This window comes from Paraburkholderia phenoliruptrix (assembly GCF_019511605.1).
Classification (GTDB): Bacteria; Pseudomonadota; Gammaproteobacteria; order Burkholderiales; family Burkholderiaceae; genus Paraburkholderia; species Paraburkholderia phenoliruptrix_A.
Map to the genome: position 1 here is coordinate 332,537 of NZ_JAEUAV010000003.1, position 26,295 is coordinate 358,831.

22 protein-coding genes are annotated in these 26,295 nt (G+C 65.7%); 10 read left to right on the plus strand and 12 right to left on the minus strand.

Annotation, left to right across the window (positions count from 1 at the left end; all coding sequences use genetic code 11):
- Positions 1–2: 2 nt before the first annotated feature.
- The 6 genes from JNB89_RS07725 (at position 3) to JNB89_RS07750 (ending at position 4,735) form a co-directional block, all read left to right on the plus strand.
- The gene (locus JNB89_RS07725) at positions 3–488 is read left to right on the plus strand and encodes a hotdog family protein (RefSeq protein WP_220361819.1); all 486 of its coding nucleotides are present in this window, start codon (positions 3–5) and stop codon (positions 486–488) included.
- Positions 485–1,210 (plus strand): 3-ketoacyl-ACP reductase FabG2, encoded by a 726-nt coding sequence (locus tag JNB89_RS07730; protein ID WP_013340188.1) that lies wholly within the window; start codon positions 485–487, stop codon positions 1,208–1,210. The genes JNB89_RS07725 and JNB89_RS07730 overlap by 4 nt, the downstream gene beginning before the upstream one ends.
- Complete coding sequence (locus JNB89_RS07735; RefSeq protein WP_220361820.1) at positions 1,210–2,436, plus strand: beta-ketoacyl-ACP synthase; 1,227 nt, start codon at positions 1,210–1,212, stop codon at positions 2,434–2,436. The genes JNB89_RS07730 and JNB89_RS07735 overlap by 1 nt, the downstream gene beginning before the upstream one ends.
- On the plus strand, positions 2,433–3,755 hold the full coding sequence (locus tag JNB89_RS07740) for a beta-ketoacyl synthase N-terminal-like domain-containing protein (protein WP_220361821.1): 1,323 nt from the start codon (positions 2,433–2,435) through the stop codon (positions 3,753–3,755). The genes JNB89_RS07735 and JNB89_RS07740 overlap by 4 nt, the downstream gene beginning before the upstream one ends.
- A 34-nt stretch (positions 3,756–3,789) precedes the next feature.
- Positions 3,790–4,224 carry a YbjQ family protein gene (locus JNB89_RS07745; protein WP_220361822.1) on the plus strand — a complete coding sequence of 145 codons (435 nt, stop codon included), beginning with the start codon at positions 3,790–3,792 and terminating at the stop codon, positions 4,222–4,224.
- A gap of 67 nt (positions 4,225–4,291) precedes the next feature.
- Positions 4,292–4,735, plus strand: a complete 444-nt coding sequence (locus JNB89_RS07750) for an excinuclease ABC subunit A (protein ID WP_135892847.1) — start codon at positions 4,292–4,294, stop codon at positions 4,733–4,735.
- A gap of 268 nt (positions 4,736–5,003) precedes the next feature.
- Here the strand turns inward: JNB89_RS07750 and JNB89_RS07755 are convergent, their stop codons facing one another.
- On the minus strand, positions 5,004–5,732 hold the full coding sequence (locus tag JNB89_RS07755) for a class I SAM-dependent methyltransferase (protein WP_013340183.1): 729 nt from the start codon (positions 5,730–5,732) through the stop codon (positions 5,004–5,006).
- A gap of 120 nt (positions 5,733–5,852) precedes the next feature.
- Between JNB89_RS07755 and JNB89_RS07760 the strand changes: the two genes are divergently transcribed.
- The gene (locus tag JNB89_RS07760; protein WP_220361837.1) at positions 5,853–7,085 is read left to right on the plus strand and encodes an NAD(P)/FAD-dependent oxidoreductase; all 1,233 of its coding nucleotides are present in this window, start codon (positions 5,853–5,855) and stop codon (positions 7,083–7,085) included.
- Positions 7,086–7,103: 18 nt separating this feature from the next.
- Here the strand turns inward: JNB89_RS07760 and guaD are convergent, their stop codons facing one another.
- The 10 genes from guaD to JNB89_RS07810 form a co-directional block, all read right to left on the minus strand.
- Entirely contained in the window at positions 7,104–8,489 is a 1,386-nt protein-coding gene (guaD, locus tag JNB89_RS07765) for a guanine deaminase (RefSeq protein ID WP_220361823.1), read from the minus strand.
- 102 nt (positions 8,490–8,591) lie between these two features.
- Positions 8,592–9,599, minus strand: coding sequence for an adenosine deaminase (locus tag JNB89_RS07770; RefSeq protein WP_431026581.1), 1,008 nt, complete (start codon positions 9,597–9,599; stop codon positions 8,592–8,594).
- A gap of 136 nt (positions 9,600–9,735) precedes the next feature.
- Positions 9,736–10,752: a xanthine dehydrogenase accessory protein XdhC gene (gene xdhC / locus JNB89_RS07775; protein ID WP_220361825.1), complete on the minus strand. Its 1,017-nt coding sequence runs from the start codon at positions 10,750–10,752 to the stop codon at positions 9,736–9,738.
- 121 nt (positions 10,753–10,873) lie between these two features.
- Positions 10,874–13,348, minus strand: a complete 2,475-nt coding sequence (xdhB, locus tag JNB89_RS07780) for a xanthine dehydrogenase molybdopterin binding subunit (protein WP_220361826.1) — start codon at positions 13,346–13,348, stop codon at positions 10,874–10,876.
- On the minus strand, positions 13,348–14,892 hold the full coding sequence (xdhA, locus tag JNB89_RS07785; RefSeq protein ID WP_220361827.1) for a xanthine dehydrogenase small subunit: 1,545 nt from the start codon (positions 14,890–14,892) through the stop codon (positions 13,348–13,350). Before xdhA ends, xdhB begins: the two co-directional genes overlap by 1 nt.
- A gap of 289 nt (positions 14,893–15,181) precedes the next feature.
- Positions 15,182–15,691, minus strand: a complete 510-nt coding sequence (locus JNB89_RS07790; protein ID WP_013340176.1) for a disulfide bond formation protein B — start codon at positions 15,689–15,691, stop codon at positions 15,182–15,184.
- A 152-nt stretch (positions 15,692–15,843) separates the two neighbouring features.
- Positions 15,844–17,223, minus strand: coding sequence for an amidase (locus JNB89_RS07795; protein ID WP_220361828.1), 1,380 nt, complete (start codon positions 17,221–17,223; stop codon positions 15,844–15,846).
- A gap of 137 nt (positions 17,224–17,360) precedes the next feature.
- On the minus strand, positions 17,361–18,041 hold the full coding sequence (locus tag JNB89_RS07800; RefSeq protein WP_013340174.1) for a GntR family transcriptional regulator: 681 nt from the start codon (positions 18,039–18,041) through the stop codon (positions 17,361–17,363).
- 101 nt (positions 18,042–18,142) lie between these two features.
- The gene (locus JNB89_RS07805; protein ID WP_220361829.1) at positions 18,143–19,492 is read right to left on the minus strand and encodes an MFS transporter; all 1,350 of its coding nucleotides are present in this window, start codon (positions 19,490–19,492) and stop codon (positions 18,143–18,145) included.
- A gap of 22 nt (positions 19,493–19,514) precedes the next feature.
- A complete protein-coding gene (locus JNB89_RS07810; protein WP_220361830.1) occupies positions 19,515–20,201 on the minus strand; it encodes a DUF2848 domain-containing protein in 687 nt (228 codons plus the stop codon).
- Between the two features lie 172 nt (positions 20,202–20,373).
- On the opposite strand from JNB89_RS07810, the gene JNB89_RS07815 reads away from it, so the two are divergent.
- The 3 genes from JNB89_RS07815 to JNB89_RS07825 all read left to right on the plus strand — a co-directional run bounded on the left by JNB89_RS07815 (position 20,374) and on the right by JNB89_RS07825 (position 25,116).
- Positions 20,374–22,131, plus strand: a complete 1,758-nt coding sequence (locus JNB89_RS07815; protein ID WP_135892839.1) for a cation:proton antiporter — start codon at positions 20,374–20,376, stop codon at positions 22,129–22,131.
- Positions 22,132–22,259: 128 nt separating this feature from the next.
- Entirely contained in the window at positions 22,260–23,879 is a 1,620-nt protein-coding gene (locus tag JNB89_RS07820; RefSeq protein WP_220361831.1) for a type 1 glutamine amidotransferase, read from the plus strand.
- Between the two features lie 418 nt (positions 23,880–24,297).
- Entirely contained in the window at positions 24,298–25,116 is an 819-nt protein-coding gene (locus JNB89_RS07825) for a DUF2968 domain-containing protein (protein ID WP_220361832.1), read from the plus strand.
- Positions 25,117–25,235: 119 nt separating this feature from the next.
- Here the strand turns inward: JNB89_RS07825 and JNB89_RS07830 are convergent, their stop codons facing one another.
- Entirely contained in the window at positions 25,236–25,655 is a 420-nt protein-coding gene (locus JNB89_RS07830) for a hypothetical protein (RefSeq protein ID WP_220361833.1), read from the minus strand.
- Between the last annotated feature and the right edge of the window lie 640 nt (positions 25,656–26,295).

The window sequence follows — 26,295 nt, forward strand, 5'->3', positions numbered from 1 at the left end:
CGATGAATCCGATGCGAAGCACCGAAGAACTGTTGCAGCAGCCGATTGAAGCGATCATCCCGCACCGCGGCACCATGTTGCTGATCGACGGCGTGAACAGTTTCAGCGATGAGACGCTGTGCGCGCGCGCCACGGTGCATGACGATGCGTGGTACGCCGACGCAGAAGGCGCAATGCCCGCGTGGATCGGCATCGAACTGATGGCGCAGGCCATCGCCGCGCACGTCGCGCTCGTGGCGATGCGCGGCGGCGGGCGGGCGCGGCCCGGCGTGCTGCTGGGTTCGCGCAGCTACAAGGCACTGCAGCCGGCGTTTGCGCGCGGCGCGCAGTTGCTGGTTCGGGCGACGGAACTGCTGCGTAGCGAGGAAGGCCACGCAGCCTACGAATGCACGATTCACGACGGCGACACGTGTTGCGCCGAGGCTGTGATCAAGGTGTTCCAGCCGTCCGATTTTCAGTCATTCATTGAGGGGAGTTTCAGTTCATGAGCCGGCGTGTTCTCGTTACCGGCGCAAGCCGCGGCATTGGCCGTGCGATTGCGTACCAGTTGGCCGCCGACGGCTTCGCAGTGTCTGTGCATTGCCGCACGGGACGCGCCGAAGCCGAAGCGGTCGCAACGGGCATCGCCGCGGAAGGCGGCAGCGCGCGCGTGCTGCAGTTCGACGTGCGCGAGCGCGCCGTGTGCCGCGAAGTGCTCGAAGCAGATGTCGCCGCACACGGCCCGTACTACGGCATCGTATGCAGCGCGGGTGTGACGCGCGACGCCGCGTTTCCCGCGCTCACCGACGAAGACTGGGACGTGGTGATCGAAACCGGCCTCGACTCGTTCTACAACGTCGTGCATCCGCTGACCATGCCGATGGTGCGGGCTCGCAAGGGCGGGCGCATCGTCACTATCGCGTCGGTGTCCGGCGTGATGGGCAATCGCGGTCAGGTCAACTACAGCGCGGCGAAGGCAGGGCTGATCGGCGCGACCAAGGCGCTCGCAGTGGAACTCGCGTCGCGCAACATCACCGTGAATTGCGTGGCGCCGGGGTTGATCGAAACCGGCATGCTCGACGAGATGCCGCTCGAACACGCGCTCAAAACGGTGCCGATGAACCGCGTCGGTCAGCCTGCGGAGGTGGCGTCGGTGGTCGGCTTCCTGATGTCGGACGCGGCCTCGTATGTCACACGCCAGGTGATCGGCGTCAACGGCGGGATGGTCTGATGAAGCGAGTCGTCATTACCGGCATGGGCGGCGTCACGGCGCTCGGCGACAACTGGGACGCCATCGAAGCGCGTCTGAAAAGCGGCCTGAACGCGGTGCGGCGCATGCCCGAATGGGACTACTTCGAATCGCTGCATACGCGGCTCGCCTGTCCGTTGCCTGGCTTCGTCGCGCCCGCGCATTATCCGCGCAAGAAGACCCGTTCGATGGGGCCCGTGTCGCTCTATTCGGTGCGCGCGAGTGAACTCGCGCTCGCCGACGCGGGCCTTGCCGACGACGCCAGCATCAAGGACGGCCGCATGGGCGTCGCGTATGGTTCGTCGTCGGGTTCCGTGCAGCCGATTCGCGCGTTCGGCACGATGCTCGAAACCGGCTCGATGAGCGACGTCACGTCGAACAGCTACGTGCAGATGATGCCGCACACGGCCGCCGTCAACGTCAGCCTGTTCTGGGACCTGAAGGGGCGCATCATTCCGACCTCGTGCGCGTGCGCGTCGGGTAGCCAGGCGATCGGCTACGCGTACGAAGCGATTCAGACCGGCAAGCAGACGCTGATGCTCGCAGGCGGCGCCGAAGAGTTGTCAGGGCCGGCCGTTGCCGTCTTCGACACCTTGTACGCGACCAGCACGCGCAACGACGAGCCGCACCTCACGCCGCGTCCTTTCGATGCCGCGCGCGACGGCCTCGTGGTCGGCGAAGGCGCGGCCACGCTGGTGCTCGAGGAATATGAACACGCGCTCGCGCGCGGTGCGCGGATCCATGCGGAAATCGTGGGCTTTGGCTGCAATTCCGACGGCGCGCACATGACCCAGCCGACCGCCGAGACGATGGCGCTCGCCATGCAGCTCGCGCTCGCGGACGCGCAGCTTCGGCCCGAGGCCATTGCCTACGTGAACGCGCATGGCACCTCCACCGACCGCGGCGACATTGCCGAAAGTCATGCGACCTCGCAGACGTTCGGCGAGCGCATGCCGATCAGTTCGCTCAAGAGCTATGTGGGCCATACGCTCGGCGCGTGCGGCGCGCTCGAGGCGTGGTGGACCATCGAGATGATGAAGCGCAACTGGTACGCGCCTACGTTGAATCTGCACGACGTGGACCCCGCTTGCGCGCCGCTCGACTACATCGTCGGCGCGGGACGGCAGATCGATGCGGAGTTCGTGATGAGCAACAACTTCGCGTTCGGCGGCATCAATACGTCGCTCATTTTCAGGCGCGTTCAATGAGCGTGAAGCTGCAACGCGTGGTGGTGACCGGCATGGGCATCGTGTCGTGCCTCGGCAACACGCTCGACGAAGTGTCCGCCGCATTGCGCGCGGGAACATCGCGTATAGAACGGATCGACGCCTGGCGCGAGCGCGGTTTCGGCTCGCAGGTGGCGGGCGTTGCTTCGCTTGCGAACGAGCCGCCGTTCGAGCGCAAGCTCGAGCGCTTCATGGGCGACACCGCGCGCTTCGCCTGTCATGCCGCGAAAAAAGCCATCGACGACGCACAGCTCGGCGCCGCCATGCTGCGCTCGCCGCTCGCGGGCACGGTGATCGGCTCGGGCGTGGGCAGCATGGCGAGCTATGACGCGGCGATGACGGTTGCGCGCACGCGCGGCGTCGAGAAAGTGCCGCCCTACACGGTGCCGCACGCGATGAGCAGCACCGCTTCGGCGAATGTCGCCCAGCTGTTCGGGCTAGAGGGCGTCAGCTATTCGCCGTCGTCGGCATGCACGACCTCGGCGCTCGCGATAGGCCAGGCGATGCAGCTGATCCAGACCGGCCGCCAGCAAATCGTGTTGGCGGGCGGCAGCGAGTCGCTGCACGACAACATGACGCTGATGTTCGACGCAATGGGCGCGCTGTCGCGGCGTTTTAACGACACGCCGCAACGCGCGTCGCGTCCTTACGACAGCGCGCGCGACGGTTTCGTGATCGCGTCGGGCGGCGGGGTGCTGGTTCTCGAAGCGCTGGACCACGCATTGGCGCGCGGCGCGCGCATCTATGCGGAGTTGACCGGATTCGGCGATTGCACCGACGCCGGCATGGTCACGCCGCGCGCGGCGGGCATCGCGCGTGCGATGCGCGGGGCGATGAGCGGCTCGATGAGCCAAACGTCGCGCGGCGCGCTGAGCGGCTCAACGAACGGCTCGACGAACGAGGCGACGAACGACATAGCGGGCGAAACCGTCACGCGCCCCGACTACATCAACACCCACGCGCCTTCCACGCCGCTCGGCGATGTCGAAGAACTGCGTGCGTTGCAGCAGGTGTTCGGCAGCGAACCGGAGCGCGGCATGCCGGCGTTTTCGTCGACCAAGGGCATGACGGGGCATCCGCTTGGCGCATGCGGCGCACACGAGGCGATCTACACGTTGCTGATGATGCGCGACGGCTTCATCGCGGGAACGACCAGAATAGAAACCGCGGAACCGCAAACGCATGGCATGCCGCTCGTGCGCGAGACGCGCGACGCGCGCATCCGGACGGCCATGTCGCTGTCGTTCGGCTTTGGCGGAAGTTGTGCAGGTCTGATGTTCGAAGCATGGCAGGGCGGCTGAACCGGCCGTAATTTAAAAAAACGAGGGCAGAACAATGAAAACGACCATCAAACGGGCCGCAATGCTGAGTGCATTGACGATTGCAGCGGCGACACTAGCGGGTTGCGCGACGCAGGTGAAATCGCTGCCGCTCGCAGCGGCGGGCGGCGAGTCGCGCGGCGGCGTGCCGGTGTATTTCGGCGAGCAGAACCATCCCGCAGTGAAGACGGATCTGGGCAACGTGTCGTACTCCGTGCGCATTGCCCGCAAGGTCGCGGGTCCCGACGAAGCATGCCGCGAAGCGCTCGCCGAAGCGGTCGGCAAACTGCGCGCGGCGGCACGCGAGCGCGGCGCCAATGCCGTCATCGACATCGGCACGCGTTTTCACAGCAGCGAGAGCAACTCGTCGCGCGAATTCACCTGCGGCGTGAGCCCGAGCGCGGCGGCCATCGCTGTGAGCGGAAAGCTCGTGGTGTTCGAAGCGAACTGAACCGGCTCTCATGCCTGTGCAGTAAATAGGGAATCGTAAAACTAACAACAACCGTTAAGGAGTATCAATGAAACGCCATCTGATGTTCGTTACACTCGCCGCTTCGTTCAGCATGCTAAGCACCGCACCGGCGCTCGCGCGCGACACCGTGGCCAACTATCCGATCGAACAGGCGTTGCACAGCGAGCCGGGCAAGGTGAGCGACGATATCGCGCTGTATTTCGCGGGCCAGCGTCATCCGGCCGTGGTGAAGAGCATCGGCGAATTCGCGACAAACAAGAAGACCAACGCGTTCGGCAAGAGCGATGAGGCGGCCTGCCAGCACGTGTTCCTGTCGGCGGTGATCGAGTTGCAGGAACGTGCGCGCAAGGAAGGCGGCAACGCGGTGATCAACATCAAGAGCAACTACAAGAACGAAGTGCGCGAAAGCGCGACCGAGTTCACGTGCGGCGCGGGCGCCGTGATTGCCGGCGTCGCGCTGAAGGGCGATGTGGTGACGCTGCGTAAGTAAGCGGGGGGACGCGGGGCCGCTGGATCGGCGGGGCGCGATTGGTCTGAGTTCAGGCGGCCGCAACTGGAGCGGTCTGAATTCAGCCGCGGATTCAGGCGGCTTGAGCGAACGCCCCGAACCAAAGCGGCTTGGGTCGACGCGGCCCGAACCGAAGCGGCTTGGATCGACGCGGCGCAAACCGAAGCGGCTTGAATCGAGGCAGCCGAAACCGCAGCGGCATGGATCGATGTGGCCTGAACCGAAGCGACCGCCCGTCATGCCCGGCGCTTCAATCGGTCTTTGTCGCCGCGACATTGACGAGCGTCTCGCGACGTTTGCCGGGTTGCGGACGATGCAGGCCGAGCCGCTCCAGCAGGCCGAAGTCTTTCGCGCGGCTCCACCAGAGGTAGGGGAACGAAACGTTGCGCGCCGTAAAGCTGAAGCCGCCGCGACGGATCATGTCGAGGTAGCCCTCCGCGCTTTTTTGCACGTGCATGGGATGGCGAAACAGCAGCCGGATCACCCACGATTTGATGTACGCGTCGGTGGATTCGGCAAAGAGGAGTACGCCGCCCGGCTTCAGTACGCGGCGAAACTCGGCGAGCGCTCGCTCCTGCTCGACGAGGTGATGGAAGGTCTGGTGGCAGAACACGATGTCGGCGCTCGCATCGGGCAGCGGCAGGTCGCCGCAGTCTCCGTGCAGCAGTTCGATGTCGGCGACCCGGTCGCGGCATGCGTGCGCGGCGTTGGCGGCAAGCGCGAGCGAAGGCTCGTGATAGTCGATGCCGACAATGCGGCGCGGCTCGAACGCGTGAGCAAGCAGACGGAACGAGATGCCCTGTCCGCAGCCCGCGTCGACGATCACGGGGGCGGTGGGCAACGGCGTGTCGATCAGGCGCTTGAGGTCGTTAATGGCGACGCGCAACACATGGTGTTCCCACGTGTGAGTGCGCAGGAACCAGATTCCGAATGCGGTTTCCGGCACGAACGGCACGGTGGATGTGTGAGACGGCGACACGCTGGGCTCCCCGGGGAAGTGGTCTGTTCTGTTAGAGATGCAATGTAACAAGGCGTAAGGATGCAGCGGAATGCTGCGCCGGGCAAGCAAACGATTGAGGCAAACTTGGGTACACATGTCATGAAGCACACGGCGGTCGACGTCGTCATCATCGGCGCAGGGCCGGCCGGGGCGGTTGCGGCCGCGTTGTTGCGCAAAGCGGGCCGCTCGGTGCTCGTGCTGGAGCGTCAGCACTTTCCGCGTTTTTCGATTGGCGAGAGCCTGTTGCCGCAAAGCATGGCTTACCTCGAAGAGGCCGGCATGCTGCAGGCGGTGGTCGAAGCGGGCTTCCAGTACAAGAACGGCGCGCAATTCGTGTATCGCGACCAGTCGTCGTCGTTCGACTTTCGCGACAAGCATTCGGCGGGCTGGGGCACGACGTATCAGGTGGAGCGCGCCGTGTTCGACGAAATCCTGATTCGTTGCGCGGCCGAACAGGGCGCCGAGGTGCGCTTCGGCCATACGGTGCAGGCAGTCCATACGGAAGGCGCCGCGCCGCTCGTCGACGTGAGCGACGAGGCGGGCCATGCGTACCGGATCGAGGCGCGCTTCGTGTTCGACGCGAGTGGTTTCGGCCGCGTGCTGCCGCGTCTGTTGAACCTCGAGGCGCCCACGCGCATGCCCACCCGAGCCGCGCTCTTCTCGCATGTGTACGACGGCCTCGCGGCCGGCGCGAGCGATCGCAACAAGATCTGCGTGGCCACGCATCCCGAGCGTCGCGACGTATGGTTCTGGATGATCCCGCTTGCGGGCGGGCGGTCGTCGGTGGGTTGCGTCGCCGAGGCGAGCTTTCTCGACGTGCCGGAAAGCGAGCGTGAGGCGACGCTGCGCGCGCTCATCCGCAAGGAGCCGACGCTTAACCGCCTGATCGGCGACGCGCCGTTCCTGATGCCGGTGCGTCACATTGGCGGCTATTCGGCCAATGTCGAGCGTCTGCATGGGCCCGGTTATGCGCTGCTCGGCAACGCGGGCGAGTTTCTGGACCCGGTGTTCTCATCCGGCGTGACGATTGCGTTGCGCTCCGCGCATCTGGCGGTGCAAACGTTGAACCGTCAGCTCGACGGCGAGCCGGTCGACTGGACGGCGCAATACGACGTGCCTTTGCGCAAGGGCATCGACACATTCCGCGCGTTCGTGGAGCGCTGGTACACGGGCGAACTGCAGGACATCATTTTCTATCCGGACCAGACGCCGTCCATTCGCTGCATGATCAGCGCGGTGCTCGCGGGTTATGCGTGGGACGAGTCGAACCCGTATGTTGCCGATCCGGTGCGCAGGCTCAATGCACTGCACGAGGTATGCACGCAGCGCTAGGCGCGCTGCGGCACGGCCTCACGCGGGAACCTGTGCGAGATGCGCGAGATGCGCGCCGCGACGCGCATGCTCGCGCACGGCGTCGCGGCGATGCACGCGTTTGCCCGCCGCATACGTCTCGTAGACCGCGCGGTCGTCGCCGAGCAGCGCGAATGCGAACAGCAGTTCTTCGAGCGATTCGGTGCGCGCCGTGCGGCGCGCGAGCAGCGGCGTCGCTTGCGGATCGAGCACCACGAAGTCCGCTTCGGAGTTCGGCCTCAGCGTGCCGACCTTGTCCGCGAGGTCGAGCGCCTCGGCGGCGCCCGCCGTCGCCAGATAAAACATGCGCGTGGCCGTCAGATGATGGCCGGTCAAACGCGCGACCTTGTGCGCCTCGTTCATGGTCTGCAGCATCGAAAACGAGGTGCCCCCGCCCACGTCGGTTGCGAGCGCAACCGGCATGCCGGCTTCGTCGGCCTTGTCGAAGTCGAACAGGCCGCTGCCGAGAAACAGGTTCGAGGTCGGGCAATGCGACGCGACGGTGCCGGTTTGCGCCATGCGTTCGCGGTCTTGCGCGTCGAAATGAATGCAGTGGCCGTACACCGCACGGCGGCGCAGCAGGCCGTAGTGATCGTAAATGTCCAGATAACTGCGGTGGCCTGGAAACAGGCTGTTGACCCACTTCACCTCGTCCAGGTTTTCCGCGACGTGGCTCTGCACGAACACGTCCGCATGCTGGCGCGCCAGCACGCCGCATGCTTCCAGTTGCGCTTCCGTCGAGGTCGGCGCGAAACGCGGCGTGAGCGCATACATCTGGCGCCCGCGGTTGTGCCAGCGGCCGATCAGTTCCGCGCTGTCGTCATAGCCAGATTGCGCTGTGTCGCGCAGGAACTCAGGGCAATTGCGATCCATCAGCACCTTGCCGGCGACCATGCGCAAATTGCGCGCTTCGCTTTCGCTGAAGAGCGCGTCGGCGGATTGCTTGTGGACCGTGCAATAGACGAGCGCGGTCGTCGTGCCGCACGCCAGCAGTTCGTCGAGAAAGAAGCTTGCCGTGTCGCGCGCATAAGCCTCGTCGGTGAAACGGCGCTCGGTCGGAAACGTGTACGTGTCGAGCCACGGCAACAGACCCGGCGCGGGCGACGCAATCATGTCGGTCTGCGGATAGTGAATGTGCGTGTCGATGAAACCCGGCACGATCAGCTTGTCGCGAATGTCCTGCACCGGCGTGCCTGGCGCCAGTTGCGGCGCGAGCGCGGCATAGGCGCCCGCCGCGACCACGTGGCCATCTGCGACGATCAGGAGGCCGTCTTCATGGAAGACGGCTGCCTCTGGCGAGCGCGACGGATCGCCGTTGAAAGTCAGCAGTTGCGCGCGAAATGCGGATTGGCCCGCCTGGGTGGATGCCTGTGCCGAGTGATTCATGAATGAAGCGTCTCCGAACTTAAAAACGAGGCAGCGCGGCGAGTGGTTCCGTTCTGCGGTTGGTGAGGAAACCGCCGCCCGCGCTGCGGTACGACGGCGCCGTCAATGCGGGCCGCTTTGATTCCAGTAGGCGTCGAGCTTTGCGATCAACTGCGCGCGCTGCTCAGGCGTCACGAACGAAGCTTCGAAGCCGTTGCGGATGATCGTGTAGACCTCGGCGTCGTCGAGCTTCAATGCGTCGATGGTGGCCGCATAATTGGCGTTCACGTAGCCGCCGAAATACGCGGGGTCGTCGGAATTCACCGTGACGGCCACGCCGCGATCGAGCAGGTCCTTCAGCGTGTGCTTCGTCATGTCGTCGAACACGCACAGCTTCAGGTTCGACAGCGGACACACGGTCAATGCCACGCGCGTGTCGGCCAGGCGCGCGACGAGCGCGGGGTCTTCCACGCTGCGCACGCCGTGATCCACGCGATCCACCTTGAGCACGTCGAGCGCTTCGTACACGTACGAGGGCGGGCCTTCCTCGCCCGCATGGGCGACGAGCTTCAGGCCGAGCGCGCGCGCCTGCGCGAACACGCGCTCGAACTTCGAAGGCGGATGACCGCGCTCCGACGAGTCGAGCCCCACGCCGATCAGGCGGTGCCTGTACTGCTCGAACAAGGGCCGCGCTTCTTCGAAGGTGGCGAGCGCATCTTCCTCGGACAGATGGCGCAGGAAGCACAAAATCAGCTTGCTCGTCATGCCGCGTCGTTCCGCCTCGGCGAGGGCACGCTCGATGCCGGCCACCACCGTTGCGATCGGCACGCCGCGCTCGGTGTGCGTTTGCGGGTCGAAGAAAATCTCGCTATGAATCACGTTGTCGGCGAGACAGCGGTCCACGTACGCCATCGTCATGTCGTAGAAGTCCTGCTCGTGCAGCAGCACGCTTGCGCCGGCGTAGTAAATGTCGAGGAACGATTGCAGATCGGTAAACGCGTAGGCGGCGCGCAACGCGTCGATGGAGTCGTACGCGAGCTTCACGCCGTTGCGCCTCGCGAGCGCAAAAATCAGTTCGGGCTCGAGCGAGCCTTCAATGTGAATGTGCAGCTCGGCCTTCGGCGCGAGCATCGCTTTTTCGATGAGTGAAGCAGAGGTTGTTCGATTCATGGTCGGTCAGGAGGTATAGGTTTTTCGCGCCGCTATGTGTGATGCCGGGCCGCCGCTCGTCAAGCCTGATCGAGCCCGTCATGCCCGTCATGTGCGATCAGGCGGTTTGCGCCGCGCGCCGCTGGCTCGCGTTTGCTTGTACCGCTTGCAGCAACTGCGCCGCCGCCGAGATCGCGATGATCTCCGGCGACTTGTCGAGAATGCCGTCCACGCCGAGCGGACACTTCATTCGTGCAATCCACGTCGGGTCGATGCCGCGCGCGGCGAGCCGGTGCTCGAACTGTTTGCGCTTGCTGTGCGAGCCGATCATGCCGAAGAACGCGAAGTCGCCGCGCCGCAAGATGCGCTCGGCGAGTTCGAGATCGCGCGTATGGTTGTGCGTCATCACGATGAAGTACGTGTTCGGCGCGGCCTCGTCGACGGCCTGGTCCGGTGCGTCGTTGGCGTCGATCTTCACGTTATGCGCGTGCAGCGATTCGATGGCCGGAAACTGCGCGTCGCGTTCGTCGACCCAGCGTACCGTGCATGGCAGCGTGGCCAGCACGCGAACCAGCGCTGCGCCCACGTGCCCCGCGCCGAACAGCACGACGGGAAACTCGCCGGGCGCAATCGTTTCGGTGAGCAGCGCGCCGCTGTCGTCGAAACCGGCGCCGTCCCACAGCAGGCAGTCGGCGGCATCCACGCCGGGCTCGGGGTCGGACAGCATCACCGCGTCCGGCGAGGGGCCGAATGATACGCTACGCACCGTCGATTGACCCGCGGCCACGCGTTTCGCGAGCGACGTGACCCAGCCGAGGTCGCCCACGTGGAGCCGCTCGAACGCGAGTATCACCGCGCCGCCGCAGCATTGCCCGAGGCTCGGGCCGAGCGCAAAACGCTCGAGCCGGCGCATATGCGGCGAGCGCATGCCGTCGCGCAACACTTGGCGCGCGGTCTCAATCGCTTTCCATTCCAGATGGCCGCCGCCGATCGTATGCTTCGCTGAGTCGCGTGTGACGATCATCTTGGTGCCGGCCTCGCGCGGCGCCGAACCTTCGACGCGCGCGACCGTCACCAGCACGGCAGCGTCGCCGTGCGCGAGCAGTTGTTGCAGGTCAGGTAGCCAGGCTTGCATCCGGCGGTTCTCCATGCAGGGCCGCGCGCGGTGTCCGCGCGGCCGGTTGGGTATGGCGCAATGCGTCGGCATGGCGCGGGGTCTTCATGGCGGCGACTTTCATGATGCGGTTGGCCATGCGTCAGCCCGGCGCCGTTTCAGTGCTGCCCTGAGTCGCGGCTTGCGACGAAAACGCGTGCTCATCGCCTGCGTTGCCCGCGCGCAGCGCGTGGAGTGCGTCGAGTGCGTCGAGAATGGCTTCCGGCGTCGCGGGCGCGCGCAACGGCGGCGCAGGAAGCGGCGACAAGCCAGCCGACGGTACGGCTGCGGCAATCGCATCGCGGATCGCGAGAAACACCGAGAACGGCAGCAGCAGCGGCGGCTCGCCCACTGCCTTCGAGCGGAACACGGTGGGCTCCGCGTTCTGATTCCGATAGAGCCGCACGTTGAACGCGGCGGGCGTGTCGCTTACCGCGGGAATCTTGTAGGTGGACGGCGCATGCGTCATCAGGCGGCCCTCGCGGTTCCACCAGAGTTCCTCGGTGGTGAGCCAGCCCATGCCCTGAATGAAGCCGCCTTCCACCTGGCCCAGATCGATGGCCGGATTGATCGACTGTCCGGCGTCGTGCAGCACGTCGGCGCGCAGCAGTTTCCATTCGCCGGTCAATGTGTCGATCACCACTTCGGACACGGCCGCGCCGTACGCGAAGTAATAAAACGGATGACCGGTCAGCGTTTTCGCGTCCCAATGTACTTTGGGCGTCGCGTAGAAACCATCCGACCACAACTGCACACGCGCGAGATACGCGGCGCCGACCAGTTGCTCGAAGGGCATCGCGCCGCCGTTCACCGACACCTCGCCGTTGGCGAAGCGCACGTCGTCGGCGTTGCCGCCGAGCTGTTGCGCCGCGAGTTCGGCGAGCCTTGCGCGGATGGTGCGCGCGGCGTCTTCGGCCGCCTTGCCGTTCAGATCGCTGCCGGTGGAGGCGGCGGTCGCGGACGTGTTGGCGATCTTCGAGGTGTCGGTCGCGCTCACGCGCACGCGCGAAAGCGGCAAGCCGAATTCGTTGGCGACGACCTGCGCGACCTTCGTGTTGAGCCCCTGGCCCATCTCCGTGCCGCCATGATTGACGAGCACGGAGCCGTCCTTGTAGACGTGCACGAGCGCGCCGGCCTGGTTCAGGAACGGCACGTTGAACGAAATGCCGAACTTGACCGGCGAAAACGCCAGGCCGCGCTTGAGCACCGGGCTCTTAGCGTTGAATGCGGCGAGCGCTTCGCGGCGCGCGCGGTAGTCGCTGGAGTCGAGCAGTTGCTCGGTGAGCGGCGCGAGCACGTTGTCTTCCACGCGCTGACCGTAGGGCGTCGTGTCGCGTTCGCCGCTGCTGTAGTAATTGGCAACGCGCACGTCGAGCGGATCGCGATTCAATTGACGCGCGATGCTGTCGAGCATCACCTCCATCACGAGCGCGCCCTGCGGTCCGCCGAAGCCGCGAAACGCGGTGTTCGACTGCGTATTGGTCTTGCAGCAAAGCGCGACGATGTCCACATCCGACAGGTAGTACGCGTTGTCGAAGTGGCATACGGCGCGCGTCGCGACGGCGCCCGAAAGATCCGCGGAATAGCCGGCGCGCAGAGCTATTTCCACGCGTGCGCCGAGAATGCGGCCGGTTTCGTCGAAGCCGGCTTCGTATTCGTAGATCGCATCGTGCCGCTTGCCGGTGATCATGAAGTCGTCGTCGCGGTCGGCGCGCAGCTTCACCGGCCGGCGCAGCACCCTGGCCGCGAGCGCGGCCACGCACGCAAACAGCGCCGATTGCGATTCCTTGCCGCCAAAGCCGCCGCCCATCCGCCGGCATTCGCACACCACGTTGTGCGCGGGCCAGCCGAGCATATGCGCGACGACCTGTTGCATCTCGCTCGGATGCTGCGTCGAACTGTAGACGAGCATGCCGTCCATCTCTTTCGGCACTGCGTATGCCACCTGGCCTTCCAGATAGAACTGCTCCTGGCCGCCCACTTCGAACGTGCCGCTGATTCTATGCGGCGCACCGGCGATCTTTGCCGCCGGCTCGCCGCGCGTCAGATGCAGCGGCGGCAGCACGAACTGCCGCGCGGCCTTCGCCTGTGCGGGCGTGAGGATCGCTTCGAGCGGCTCATAGCGGATCACCTCGTCGCTTCGGGCGAGCGCCGCCGCGCGACGTGCCAGCTCGTGACTTTGCGCGATCACCGCGAACACCGGCTGGCCGAGGTACAGCACTTCGTCCACGGCAAGAATCGGATCGTCGTGCAGCACCGGGCCGCAATTATTTTCACCGGGGATGTCCTCGGCGGTCAGCACGGCGATTACGCCAGGCGCGCGTCGGACCGCGTCGAGGTCCATCGACACGATGCGCGCATGTGCGTGGCGCGACAGACCGAGCGCCGCGTGCAACGTGCCGTGCAGCTCGGCGATGTCGTCGGTATAGGCGGCTTCGCCGCTCACGTGCAGCGCGGCCGATTCATGCGGCAGCGCGACGCCGATCGCGGCGTCGCTTGCGCGCGCGGCGGCCTCGCTTGCGGCCTGATCCGTTGACGGCGCTTCGGCGCGTTCGACAAAAGCATCGGTGCGGTTCATCACGACGGCTCCTTCGCGATCGCCTCGGGCGCGCCGGCTTCGAATGCGAATGCGTTCACGTCGAAGAGCGCGAGCGGCGCGTCGTCGCGCGTTTCCAGGTAGAAGCGCCACAGCAGGTTGCGCGCCACCTTCAGTCGATACGCGCTCGATGCGCGCATGTCGGTGAGCGGCTGATAGTCGGCGGCGAGTGCATTCATGGCCTGCCGCACGGTGGCTTCGTTCCACGGCGCGCCGGTGAGCACGGCCTCGGTGCGCGCGGCGCGTTTGGGCGTTGCCGCCATGCCGCCGAACGCGACGCGCGCGGTGTCGATCCCGCCGTCGCCGCGAACATGCAGCGCAAAGGCCGCGCAGACCGCCGAGATGTCCTGGTCGTAGCGCTTGGACACCTTGTAGGTGCGAAAGCGCAGATTGCCCACTGGCCGCGGCACGCGCAGCGCGGCGACGAATTCGCCCGGCGCGAGCGCGGTTTTCTGATAGCCGAGGTAGAACGCGTCGAGCGGCAGCGTGCGCGTTCTGGTGCCTTGACGCAGCACGACTTCGGCGCCGAGCGCAAGCAGCGCGGGCATGGAATCGCCGATCGGCGAGCCGTTCGCGACGTTGCCGCCGAGCGTGCCGGCATTGCGGATGGGCAGCGACGCGAAGCGCGTCCACAGTTCCGCGAGTTCGGGATAGTCGGCGGCAAGGGCCGCATAGGCGTCTTCGAGCGTGACGGCCGCGCCGATGGTGAGCGTCTGCGCGTCGCGCTCGATGCTTTTCAGCTCGCGCACGTTGCCGATGTACAGCATGTCGCCGAGCTCGCGGAACTGCTTGGTGACCCATAGACCGACGTCGGTGCTGCCCGCGACGAGCCGGGCTTGCGGATGTTCGTCGCGAAGCCGCGCGAAGGCTTCAAGCGTGACCGGCGCGTAGAATGCCGGCGTGCCGAACGCGGCGCCGCGCGCGTCGGGCGCGCGGTACTCGAAGGTGTCGCCGCGTTGCAGCTCGCGCAGCGCGGCTTCAACGGCCTGACGCTGGAGCGTCACGCGCGGGTACTGGCTGTAGTCGAACATTTTCTGCGCCGCGTCGACGATGGGCCGGTAGCCCGTGCAGCGGCACAGGTTGCCCGACAGCGCAGTGTTGATTTCGTCGCGTGTCGGCAGGCCGGCGGCAGCCGGCTGGTTGTCGTACAGCGCCCACATCGACATGACAAAGCCGGGCGTGCAAAAGCCGCACTGCGAGCCGTGACAGTCCACCATGGCCTGTTGCACGGGATGCAGCGTGCCGTCGGCGGCGCGCAGGTCTTCCACGGTGAAGAGCGCCTTGCCGTCGAGCGTGGGCAGGAACTGGATGCAGGCGTTGACCGCCTTCAGCGCGAGCGCGCCGTGTGCGTCGAGTTCGCCGATCACCACGGTGCAGGCGCCGCAGTCGCCTTCAGCGCAGCCTTCCTTGGTGCCGGTGCAATGCAGGTCTTCGCGCAGATGCTGGAGCACCGTGCGCGTCGCGGGTACGCCCGCGACCTCGTGGACGGACCCCTGGCGATAAAAGCGGATGGTTTGCGTTGTCATGGCGAATCCGAAAGACAGTGCGGACCGGGCGCGCGTTACGCATGGGGTCGCGCCAAAGCCGGCCTCGCGCACGTAGATCGCCATCCAGATCCGAAGATAGCATTCCCGCGCCCCAAAAATATTTCCGATGTCGAATGAAGCTTATGCGGAACTAGCAATGAGATAAGTCCGATTTGTGTCGGATTCGCGCGAGGCGGAGAAGTTGCGTCGGGGAGGGTGCGGCTGCGACGGCGCAGCCGTCGCCGCGGCTCGGGTGGCGATGAAAGCGCCCCGAGCCCGAAAAAAGCGCTTACGACGCGCGCCTGCGATTGCGCACGAGACTCAGCGCCAGCGCCACGAAAGCCAGCACGAAGCCGACCAGCGCCCACATCGGCAGTGTCAGGCCGAGAATCGGCGGATAGGCGGTTTCGCACAACCCCGCGACCTTGAAGACGCCCGGCAGCCAGTGCGCGGGCGGCAGGCTGTCCACCACCGGCTGGAGCGCGTCGAAGCCGCAGCTAAAACCCGGATTCGCCTGCACATACACGTGCCGCGCCGCCGTCACGATGCCGGCGAGCGCCGACAAGGCCGCCATGACCTCGAGCAGACGCACGCCGCGCCAACTGTTAAAGCGCGCGCCGAGAAACGCGAAGATCGCGATCAGAAGAAAGAAATAACGCTGGATGATGCACAGCGGGCACGGGTCTTCGTGCTTGAAATACTGCAAGTACAGGGCGCCGGCCACTAGGCCGACACAGATCAGGCCCAGCAGGACCAGCAGGGAGCGCTCGCGGCGCAGCATCGCATTGTCGTTGTTCATGGATCGTGTGGCTGTCGAATGGCTGTCGTATAGCTGTTGTGTGGCTAGGGTGTTCCTGCCGGAAAGCAACAGGGCGGGTGCCCGCGATTCTAGCGCGAACCCCCGCCGCGACGACGCCATGCGCGCACGCGCGCCTCCATGCCGCAGGGCCGTCAGCGGATCGCGTTGAGCACCGCTTCGGCGCCGCGGCCGATGGCGAGCAGCGCGTCGTCGGCATGCGGCGCGCCCGCCAGCATCAGCCCGACCGGCGCGTCGCCGCGCAGATGGCAGGGCAGCGACAGCGCGCACGCGTCGAGGAAGTTGAACACGCCCGGATTGCGCAGGATGAGCGCATTGGTGCGGCCGAACAGGTCGTCGTCCGCAACCAGTTCGGCGACGCGCGGCGGCACCACCGGCACGGTCGGCGCGACCACGGCGTCAAAGCGCTGCCACAGCGTGCGCGCGGCTTCGGCGAGCATCGCCTCGCGTTCGGCGAGCAGGTCCAGATAGTCGGCGGCACTGGCGGGCTGCCCCTTGAGAATGCGCACCAGCACGCGCGGGTCGTATTGCTCGCGACGCCTGTCCAGCAACGGCCTGTGCCATGCATACGCCTCGATTGGCGAAAAGCCAAAGCGGTTGATGTCCGGCAGACGGTCGAGCGGCGCAAAGCGCACCTCGCTGACAATCGCGCCCGCCGCTTCCAGGTGCTTGAGCGCGGTGTCGACGGCGGCCGCCACCGCGGGCTCGACGCCGTCGGTGACGTAGTTGGTCAGCACCCCGAGACGCACGCCTTCGAGCGGGCGCGCGGCCGGCACGCGCGGCTCCAGGCCCGCCAGCATGCGGTCGACCAGTGCGCAGCACGCGACCGAAACGCCGATCGGGCCGAACGAATCGAGCGTTGACGAAAGCGGCACGCCGCCTTGCTTCGGAATGCGCGCGGCGGTCGGCTTGAAGCCGGTCAGGCCGCAGAGCGCGGCCGGAATGCGGATGGAACCGCCAGTGTCGGTGCCGAGCGCGACGGCGGCCATGCCGTCCGCGACGGAAGCCGCCGCGCCCGACGACGAGCCGCCCGAAATCCGCTCGTCGCCCTTGACGTCGCGCCGGTACGGCGACAGCGGGTTGCCGTAGTGCGGATTCAGGCCCAGCCCGGAAAACGCGAACTCGCTCATGTTGGTTCGTCCGACGATCACCGCGCCCGCGCGTTTCAGGCGCGCGACGGCGACGGCGTCCTGCGCGGCGGGCGGCGCGTCGGCGAGCACCGTCGAGCCCGCGCGCGTGCGCTGGCCCTGGATGTCGAACAGGTCCTTCACCGACACGGGAATGCCCGCGAGCGGCGAGAGCACCGTGCCGGCAGCGCGCAGGCGGTCGTGCGCGTCGGCGGCCTGGCGCGCGCCGTCGGCGTCGACGTGCATGAAGGCGAGCGCGCCTTGGCCGGCCGGATCGGCGATGCGCGCGAGCGCGGTCTCGACTAGCGCGCGGCTGGTGGTGCGGCCCGCGGCGAGGTCGGCGGCGAGTTGGGCAAGCGGCGGGAAGGGCGTGAATTCGGTGGCCATGGTGTCGTTCGTCCGTTTGACTGGGTGAAGCCGCCAGCGTGTCGTCAGCGATGGGCGCCGAAGCGGGCGGCTTCGATGCGTGATACTTAGATGCGACTCAGATGCGGCTCAAATGCGTGCGGCTAAATTCGTGCGGCTCAAATGCGATTGAAGAGCGTCGCGCGGAACGCCTCGATGTGTTTCTGCACCGAGCGCCGTGCGCCTTCGGCGTCGCGCTCGCGCAGCAGGCGAAACAGTTCGAGGTGTTCCTCGTGCACATCTTCCAGATGATGCGGTTCGGAAAGCGAGATGAACCAGAAGCGCAGCGAGCGCTCGTGCAGCCCGCGCAGGATGTCGGCGAGCACCGCGTTGCGCGAGGCGGCCGAAATGGCCAGATGAAACTCGCGGTCGATGTCCATCATGCCTTCTATGTCATGCGCGGCGACGCACACGGCCGAGCGTTCGAGCAGCGCCTGCATCGCGTCGTAGTCGTGCTGTTGCGCGTGGCGCGCGGCAAGCTCGACGCAGTAGCTTTCGTTGACGAGGCGCACGTCGATGATGGCCAGCACGTCGTCGAGCGAGACCGGGCGAACCATGATGCCCTTGCGCGGCATGATGGTCAGCATGCCTTCGTGCACCAGCCGGTGCAGCGCCTGATGCACCGGCGTCCTGCCGATGCCGGTCAGCGCCATCAGCTCCGCTTCGTTGAGCACCTCGCTCGGCCGCAGGCGCATCGTGATGATCTCGCGCTTGACGAACGCATAAGCCTGTTCGGCCAGGCTCGCATTGGCGGTCGCGCGGGTGGGCTTCGAGGGGCGGGCGGTCTGCAAAAGCGTCATGTGAAAAGGGAGCGGACGGGGTTCGTCCGCGCATTGTAGAGCAAGGTAGAACGGGTTCCGCTGCGGTCAGCGTGCACTGGCGGCAGGCTCCGCAGCGGTGCTCAAGCCCGTTCGGGCACACCCGTCGCTGCGTGCTGCACTTTCACCCGCGGCATCATCAGCGTGACGAGGCCGCCTACGATCAGCGCGCCCGCTATCAGCACGAGTCCGAAGGTCACGCTGTGCGTCGCGTCCTTGACGATGCCGAGCACGTACGGGCTCACATAACCGGCAAGGTTGGCGATCGAGTTGATGACGGCAATGCCCGCGACGGCGGCGGTGCCTTGCAGGAAACTCGTCGACATCGACCAGAAGATGCCGAAGCCCGCCAGGATGCCGACATACGCGATCGACAAACCGGTCACGGCAAGCGGAATCGAATTCGTGACCGAGGCGCTGCCGAGCAGCCCGACGGCGCCGATAAAGCAGCACACCGCATAGTGCCAGCGGCGCTCGCCCGTCACATCCGAAGAACGGCCAATCAGGATCATGCCGATTCCCGCTGCCAGATACGGAATCGCCGTCACGAAACCGTTGGTCACGAGGTTCGTCACGCCGAGGTCCTTGACGATCTGCGGCAGCCAGAACGAGAAGCCCGCGTTGCCGGTAACGAGGCAGAAATAGATCAGCGTGAGCAGCCAGAAGCGGCCGGAGCGCAGCGCGGCCGCGAGACTATGCTCGGCGCCTTGGGCGGCGGCTGCTGCGTTTTCGCGCGAGAGGCGGGCGAGGATCACGCGTTTCTCGTCGTCGCTCAGCCATGCCGCTTCGGCCGGCGTGTTGCGCAAGACCGCAAGCGCCCAGAAGCCGGCGAGAATGGACGGAATGCCTTCGATCAGGAACATCCACTGCCAGCCGCGCAAGCCGTGCGCTTCGTGCAGCGCCGACATCAGGAAGCCCGACAGCGGCGCGCCGATAATGCCCGCCACCGGAATCGCCGCCATGAACACCGCGACCATGCGCGCGCGGCGATCGGACGGAAACCAGAAGGTCAGATACAGCACCACGCCCGGCACCAGTCCCGCTTCGGCGACGCCGAGCAGAAAGCGCAGCACGTAGAACGTGGTTTCGCTGCGCACGAACATCATCAGGCACGACAGCAGGCCCCACAGCATCGTGATGCGCGCAATCGTGGCGCGCGCGCCGAACTTCTTCAGAAGCAGATTGCTCGGCACCTCGAACACGAAATAGCCGAAGAAGAAAATCCCCGCGCCGAGCCCGTATGCCGCGTTGGACAGACCGAGGTCGCCGGTGAACTGCAGCTTCGCATACCCGATGTTGACGCGATCCAGATACGAAAGCACGTAGACGAGAAACAGGAACGGCATGATGCGCCACGTAATCTTGCGGATGGCGGCGGCTTCCAGCGAGGCGTCGAGGGACGCGTCGGCGGCGAAAGGCGAAGGGTTGCTCATGAATGCCTCGTTCGACAATGGCTCATTCCACAATGGATAAGGCGCGCACGCGATACGCGTGGCGCAGCGTGCGCTGCAAAACGGGGTCGTGCAATTCGAGTTCGAGCGCGTCGCCGTCGGCCATACCGACAATGCCGCCTTGCACGGCGAGCGTGCCGCAGAACATGGCCGCGCCCGCTGTGAGCGGCGCGCGCGCGAGCAGGTCGGCGGCGGACAGCAGCGACGCGACGCTGCCCTGCTGATAGACGCGCCGCTCGCCGTTCGCGACGGCAAAGGCGCGCAATTCCAGTCGGTCCCAATGCTCGCGGACGTCGTCGAACAGCCAGGCGTCGCGCGCAACGGGTTTTGGGCACACCTGTTTGGAGACGGTCACGCCATAGGCTTCCACTTCGCGGTCCGTGTGGTCCGAGCCGACGGTGACGAGCAGCCCGGCATCCGACTGAAGCAGCACGCATTCGGCCTCGCCGCTCGACTTCGTGCCGACCACGTCGATCTGTTGCGCTTGCGTGAGCAGTTCGGAGCCGAGGCGATAGAAGCACGGGGTCGTGGAGGGCCGCTTCACGCCGAGTTCGGCAAGCTCCGCAATGTGATGTTCGATGGCCGCCTGGTCGCGGCCGGCCCAGCCGGCAATGGTCAGACGCTGTACCTCGATAACTGCGGCGCGCGTGGCGCCAGAACGTTCCGCGACGTTGAAAGACAGTTGCTGCATCCAGTGACTCCCTAAAATATGCGGCAAATATTATTGTGATATTTCACAGGCGTCCAGCGTGTCAAAAAAGAATCGGGCTCCTCCGCCCCAAAGCGCGGTCGCTGCGGGAAGGGCTGCGGCCGGCGGCTGTTACACTCTTCGCCGACATTACTTTTTTGTAAGGAAAGAGCGCATGCACGAGGGAATCGGCTTCATTCAGGATCTGGCGGTCGTGATGGCGCTCGCCGGCGTCGTCACCGTGCTGTTCCATCGCCTGAAGCAGCCGGTGGTGCTCGGCTACATCGCGGCGGGCGTGATCATCGGTCCGTACACGCCGCCGTTCCAACTGATTCACGATGAACAGACCATCAAGACGCTCGGCGAACTGGGCGTCGTGTTCCTGATGTTTTCGCTCGGTCTGGAATTCAGCTTGCGCAAGCTTTTCAAGGTGGGCGCAACGGCCGTGGTCGCGGCGCTTTCCGAAATCGTGCTGATGCTGTGGCTCGGCTACGAGATCGGCAGCGCGTTCGGCTGGAGCCCGATGGATGCGCTGTTCCTCGGCGCGATCCTCGCCATTTCGTCAACGACGATCATCGTCAAGGCGCTGTCCGAACTCGGACTCAAGCGCGAGAGTTTTGCGCAGCTCGTGTTCGGCATTCTGATTGTCGAGGACATTCTCGCCATCGCGATGCTCGTGCTGCTCTCCGGCATTGCGCAGACGGGGCAGTTGAGCGCGGGCGTCGCGGTCGTCACGCTCGGCAAGCTGCTGCTGTTCATGACGGTGTCGCTCGTGGTCGGCATTCTGGTGGTGCCGCGCGCGCTCAATTACGTCGCGCGCGCCCGCAGCGACGAAATGCTGCTCGTCGCGGTGCTCGGCTTCTGCTTCGGCTTCTGTCTGCTCGTCGTGAAGCTCGATTACAGCATTGCGCTCGGCGCGTTTCTGATCGGCGCGATCATGGCCGAATCGCGGCATCTGCATCGTATCGAGCATCTGATCGCGCCGTTGCGCGACGCGTTTTCCGCGATCTTCTTCGTGACCATCGGCCTGATGCTGAACCCGGCCGTGCTGGTCGACTATGCGTGGCCGATCGCGGTGATCACGGCGGCGGTGATCGTCGGCAAGATCGTGTCGTGCGGGCTCGGCACCTTTCTGGCGGGCAAGGACGGGCGCACGGCCATGCGCGTGGGCATGACTGTTTCGCAGATCGGCGAGTTCTCGTTCATTATTGCGTCGCTCGGTTTAACGCTGAAGGTGACGAGCGCGTTTCTCTATCCCATCGCGGTCGCCGTATCGGCCTTGACGACGCTCTTCACGCCCTACCTGATCCGCGCCGCCGATCCGCTCACGCGGCGTGTCGCCAACGCGCTGCCGCGCACGCTCGTCAACGTGTTCGGCATGTATAGCCAGTGGCTCGGCAATCTGACCACTGCGAGCGGCGAGCCGACCCTTTTCAGCATGACCCGCCGAATCATCCTGCAGATTGCAGTGAATCTGGCTCTGGTGGCAGCGATCTTTCTGATGGTGTCATACGGCGCGCCGTTCATCAGCGGCTTTCTGAGCCGTTGGATCAGTGCGGAGCCGCTGCAGCGCGCGGTGCTGTGGAGTGCTGCGTTGCTCGTTTCTATGCCGTTCCTGGTGGCTGTCTATCGCAAGACGAAGTCGCTCGCGTTGCTGCTTGCGGAGGTGAGCGTGCAGCCGGCCACGGCGGGGCGCCTGACGCGCGCGCTGCGCTACGCGATCGCCGATCTGGTGCCGGTGGTCTGCATGGTCGGGGTGTTTCTGCTGGTGGCCGCGCTTTCGGGCGGCATTTTGCCGCCGACCGGCCTGCTCGCCGTGGTGCTGGTCTGCGCCGCGCTGCTGCTCGCACTCGTGTGGCGCTGGTGCGTAAAGATTCATGCGGCCATGCAGATCGCGCTGCGCGAAACTTTCGACGAACAACCCGATCCCTAAGTTTGACGGGATTGGGCGGCGCGGCCGGACAATGTGAGCAATTGTGTGCGCGTTTGCCCGCCCCGGCACGCTGGCGGATAATCAGGGCATATTCATTCGTTCGCGTGAAAGGCGCCCGTCCGACAGTCATGAGCGAAAACAAACCCGAAAACGCCGGTCAACCCGGCAGTCCAACGCCGCCTTCGGCAGCCCCGGCAACGTTGCCAACGTCCTCTACTTCTGCTGCGTCGCTAACGTCCGGTGCACCGCCCGTCGAACCCGCGGTTTCGTTACCGCTCTCGCATGAAGATGCCATCCAGTCGCCGCTGAAAGACCCCCTAGACCCGCTAGATCCGCTAGACCCGCTCGTGTCGAGCGCGGCCCCGTCGCCTGGCGCTGCGGGCGTGACGGTTGCGGGCGGGTCTGTCGGCACGCCGCCGGGTGCGTCCGAGGCAGCAGCCAGATCGTCGACCGATCTGCCCGGAAGCGCGTCCACCGTGACGCCCGCCGACCGGCGCACGGCCCAGCAACGCGATGCAGCCGAAGCGCGCAGTTCCGCCGCCGCTTCGGTCGCGAAGCAGGAAGCGGCCGTTCATGAGCGCGATGCGCGCGCGGCGCGCGGACGGGAAGCGGCGACGTCCATGCCGCCCGCGCCTGGCGTGGCGCCCGCTACGGCACCTCCGCAGTCTTCGCCAGCCCGCAGCGCGACGCCGCTCACGAGCGAGCCGATTGAAGGCGAACTAGTCGCGTCGACCGACGAAGTGCTCGCCGCCGAGGACGTTGCGGCAACCGCCGCGCGTCCCGCCGGCGCGCCGCCGCCGGGTTTCGGCGCTGCGCCGGACTTCAGCGCGAGCAACCCGCCGCCGCCGAACGCGTTGCCGCCCTCGCCACCGCGCTATCTGAAGCAGACCGATTCGGCGTGGTCGGTGTTTGGCCGCATTATCGCGGCGCGCGCCCGTCAGCTCTTCGACCGCGCGGGTCAGCGCATCACCCAGCGCACGTTGCGCATCGGCGTGTCGGCGCGCATCTTTCATCCCGAGCCGGGTGCGAAGGGACTGCGCGGCAAGACGTTGCAGTATCTCGAGGAATCCATCGCCCATTGGGTCATGTCGCGCGACGTGCTGGTGTTCATGATTCCGACGGTCGGCCATCAAGGCATGCTGCATCCGAGCAATATCCGTTTGCGCGATTACGCGAAACATCTTGACGGACTGCTGCTGCAAGGCGGCGCGGACGTCTCGCCGCAGTCGTATGCGGAAACCGCGTCACGTCCCGAATGGCCCGGCGACCGCGTGCGCGATATGTACGAACTCGAGCTGCTGCATGAATTCATCGAGTCGGGCAAGCCGGTGCTCGGCGTGTGCCGCGGCTGCCAGTTGATCAACGTGGCGTTCGGCGGCACTTTGTATCAGGACATTGCCACCGACGTGCCGACCGCCGGCGCGCACGTCAACGAAGACTACGATCAGCACCGCCACGCAATCCATTTTCCGGACGGCTCGACGCTCGCCAACATGTTTCCCGGACGGCGCGATGCGATCGTCAACTCGATCCACCACCAGGCGGTCAAGACGCTGGGCCGCGATCTGAATATCGAGGCTGTGTCAGCATCCGACGGCATTATCGAAGCCGTGCGCTACCGGCGCGCGCCGTTCGTGATGGGCGTGCAATGGCACCCGGAGTTTCATCGCGCCGGCGGGCCGGAATTGCTCGATTGCACGCCGCTTCTCGACACGTTCTTGCGCGTGGCGCGCGAAACGCGGTTTTAGGAGAGGGCGGGGGCTTGCTAGGGCGCCGAGGTTGGCGCTTGGCGTTTGGGGCTGGCGTCGGATTGGGTTTGGCTTCGCGTTGGGTTTGGCTTCGTGTTTGGTTTGGCTTCGCGTTGAGATTGCCTTCGGGCTGAGTCCGGCCTGACGTTGCAGTCTGCCCGAGGGGCCGCAGTGGTGTTATCAACACTACGCCGGTCATGAAGTGCTATTTGTCGAGGCGCCGCTGTGCAAGCGGCGCTTTTTTTGCGCTATCCTGCAAATGCTTTTTTTCGGGACAAACTCGCGTGTCGTGTGATTCGGACACCGTATCTTTATCTCGATTTAAAGTCTGTTTTTGCGACGCTTCCATGCTTCGCTTAAGTACTAATCCGCGCGATAATCCAAGGCTGTTTTATGGATCCGCACGGAGCATGCAGGTATGAAGCACCCCTTATCTTTACGGCGCGCCGTGCTGCTCGCGACTTCGTGTGCGCTGTTGCAGCACGGTGGGTTCGCGCTGGCCGCGCAAGGCGAAGAGGCCGCGCCCATTGCCGGCACCCGGCCCGCCATGAACACGCTGACGCCGCAGCCTGTCGCCGACGCGCTGCGCGACGCGGCAATGGGGGTGGCGGCGCCATCGTCCGCGGCTTCATTTGCGTCGGCATCTGCGTCTGCATCTTCGTCTGCATCTTCGTCTGCATCTTCGTCCGCAATTCCGTCGGCATCTTCCCCGGACACGGCTTCCGAAGCGCAAGGCAACGTGGCCGAGTTGATGCAGATGATCCAGGACGCGAAGCTGAGCGAACTGCGCACCACCTACAACGGCAGCTACGGCGCGAGCCTGTTCTTCTATCCGCGTGAAGTGACCTACTACATTGCGTTGTTCCAGGACAAGCACTTCTGGCGGGTGATCAAATCGGCGGATGCGGGCCGGGCCGAGGCGATATACGCGGGCTTCGTCCAGCAAACGGCGCAACTGTCCGAAGTGGAGATTCAGCGTACGCTGCTACAGGCTCAGAAGTCCTACATTCAGGACGTTATCGCACTGTCGGAAGAGCGGGCGAAGCGCTTGCAGGCCGACCTGGAAGTCGCCCGCTCGCAGCAGGCCAAGGTCAACGACTACCAGCGTCAGACTCAGAGCGAAGCAGCGGCATTGCGCGAAGAGAAGGAGCGCGCGCAGGCGCAACTGAGGCAGGTGCAGGGACAGGTAATGCAGTTGCAGCGGCAGACGGAAATAGGTCTGCCGGGCCTGAGATAACAGCGTTCGAAGTGTGATGGAAGCCCGGCCTCTGGTCGGGCTTTTTTTCGCCGGTTCGCGGCCGCGAACGATCGCGCAGTCACGCGGTGCGCGCGAATCTCCCAACCGATCCGCAACGGCTATCTGATGAACTGGTCCGGGACTTCCGTTACGCGGCGTTGCGAGAGCCGGCTCATCCACTGCTGGCCGCTGTCCGGCGACGACGGCGCGAATGACGGCGGTTGCGACTGCGCCCGTTGGGAGCGGCCAATGCTTCGCGTGTTAGCGCTCAGGTCGACGGACGCGTAGTCGTCGATGCCGAGCGGCGACGGCGCGAGAGGAGAGTAAGAGCCCGCAACCGACGGTTTGACGAACCGCCGCGATGCAGGCGAGGCCGCGGTGAGATTTGCAGCGAGATTCGAAGCCAGATTCGCAGCCAGATTCGCGGCGTGGCCGGCTGCTTCGTGTGGACGGCTCAGTGCTGTGGTGCTTGCAGCAGCTCTGCGCGCGCTGCGGCGATGGTCGTCGTTGCGCGCGACTGCTTGCTTCGGAATACGCACGGTCGGCGCGGTTTGTGGCGCGCGTGTGGTGATCTGCGTGGTTGTCTCTTTGTTTGGTGTGGCTTCCTCGACCACCATCGTGCGGGCGTGGGCTGGGGCGGGTTCTGCTCCTGTTGCTGTTGCAACTGCCGTTGCCCTTACTGTTGCCGGAGCCGGAGCCGGAGCCAGAGCGAGAACTGGAGCCGGAGCCGCGGCTGCGTGCCCAGACTGTGCTGTCGGAGTCGCGGTCATTACCGTCACGTACGTGGCTTCGCCGCTGTTTTTTGCGGCCCCTGCGCCCGCGAGAGACGGCGCTTGTGCCGTTGTCATGTTGCGTACGGCGCCATGTTGGACTGACCTCATGTCTTTGCCGTCGCCCTGATGCGAGGCGTCGTCATGACGAGGCGCCAGCCACGCGACGAGCGCCACGCCGGTCAGCGCGCACGCAGCGCCCGCGAGCATCCGCCGCGGCATGAGCGGCGCGCGGGGCGCATGCCGCTCAGCCTCGGAGGTATGCGTTGCCACTGGCGCAAAGGTTTCGGACGAACCGGGCGCTTCGGCGCGAGGCAAAGTCTCCGCTGACGGCGGCGCATCCGCGGAAACGGAGTCGGCGAAAGCCGCTGCGGTCGCCGAACCCGCGTTGTCGGACGAACCCACCGAG

Bases quoted from the DNA above. Each gene is read 5' to 3' on its own strand.
- JNB89_RS07725 (WP_220361819.1), top strand. From the start codon at position 3: ATGAATCCGATGCGAAGCACCGAAGAACTGTTGCAGCAGCCGATTGAA.
- JNB89_RS07730 (WP_013340188.1), top strand. From the start codon at position 485: ATGAGCCGGCGTGTTCTCGTTACCGGCGCAAGCCGCGGCATTGGCCGT.
- JNB89_RS07735 (WP_220361820.1), top strand. From the start codon at position 1,210: ATGAAGCGAGTCGTCATTACCGGCATGGGCGGCGTCACGGCGCTCGGC.
- JNB89_RS07740 (WP_220361821.1), top strand. From the start codon at position 2,433: ATGAGCGTGAAGCTGCAACGCGTGGTGGTGACCGGCATGGGCATCGTG.
- JNB89_RS07745 (WP_220361822.1), top strand. From the start codon at position 3,790: ATGAAAACGACCATCAAACGGGCCGCAATGCTGAGTGCATTGACGATT.
- JNB89_RS07750 (WP_135892847.1), top strand. From the start codon at position 4,292: ATGAAACGCCATCTGATGTTCGTTACACTCGCCGCTTCGTTCAGCATG.
- JNB89_RS07760 (WP_220361837.1), top strand. From the start codon at position 5,853: ATGAAGCACACGGCGGTCGACGTCGTCATCATCGGCGCAGGGCCGGCC.
- guaD (WP_220361823.1), bottom strand. From the start codon at position 8,489: ATGAATCACTCGGCACAGGCATCCACCCAGGCGGGCCAATCCGCATTT.
- JNB89_RS07770 (WP_431026581.1), bottom strand. From the start codon at position 9,599: ATGCTCGCGCCGAAGGCCGAGCTGCACATTCACATTGAAGGCTCGCTC.
- xdhC (WP_220361825.1), bottom strand. From the start codon at position 10,752: ATGCAAGCCTGGCTACCTGACCTGCAACAACTGCTCGCGCACGGCGAC.
- xdhB (WP_220361826.1), bottom strand. From the start codon at position 13,348: ATGAACCGCACCGATGCTTTTGTCGAACGCGCCGAAGCGCCGTCAACG.
- xdhA (WP_220361827.1), bottom strand. From the start codon at position 14,892: ATGACAACGCAAACCATCCGCTTTTATCGCCAGGGGTCCGTCCACGAG.
- JNB89_RS07790 (WP_013340176.1), bottom strand. From the start codon at position 15,691: ATGAACAACGACAATGCGATGCTGCGCCGCGAGCGCTCCCTGCTGGTC.
- JNB89_RS07795 (WP_220361828.1), bottom strand. From the start codon at position 17,223: ATGGCCACCGAATTCACGCCCTTCCCGCCGCTTGCCCAACTCGCCGCC.
- JNB89_RS07800 (WP_013340174.1), bottom strand. From the start codon at position 18,041: ATGACGCTTTTGCAGACCGCCCGCCCCTCGAAGCCCACCCGCGCGACC.
- JNB89_RS07805 (WP_220361829.1), bottom strand. From the start codon at position 19,492: ATGAGCAACCCTTCGCCTTTCGCCGCCGACGCGTCCCTCGACGCCTCG.
- JNB89_RS07810 (WP_220361830.1), bottom strand. From the start codon at position 20,201: ATGCAGCAACTGTCTTTCAACGTCGCGGAACGTTCTGGCGCCACGCGC.
- JNB89_RS07815 (WP_135892839.1), top strand. From the start codon at position 20,374: ATGCACGAGGGAATCGGCTTCATTCAGGATCTGGCGGTCGTGATGGCG.
- JNB89_RS07820 (WP_220361831.1), top strand. From the start codon at position 22,260: ATGAGCGAAAACAAACCCGAAAACGCCGGTCAACCCGGCAGTCCAACG.
- JNB89_RS07825 (WP_220361832.1), top strand. From the start codon at position 24,298: ATGAAGCACCCCTTATCTTTACGGCGCGCCGTGCTGCTCGCGACTTCG.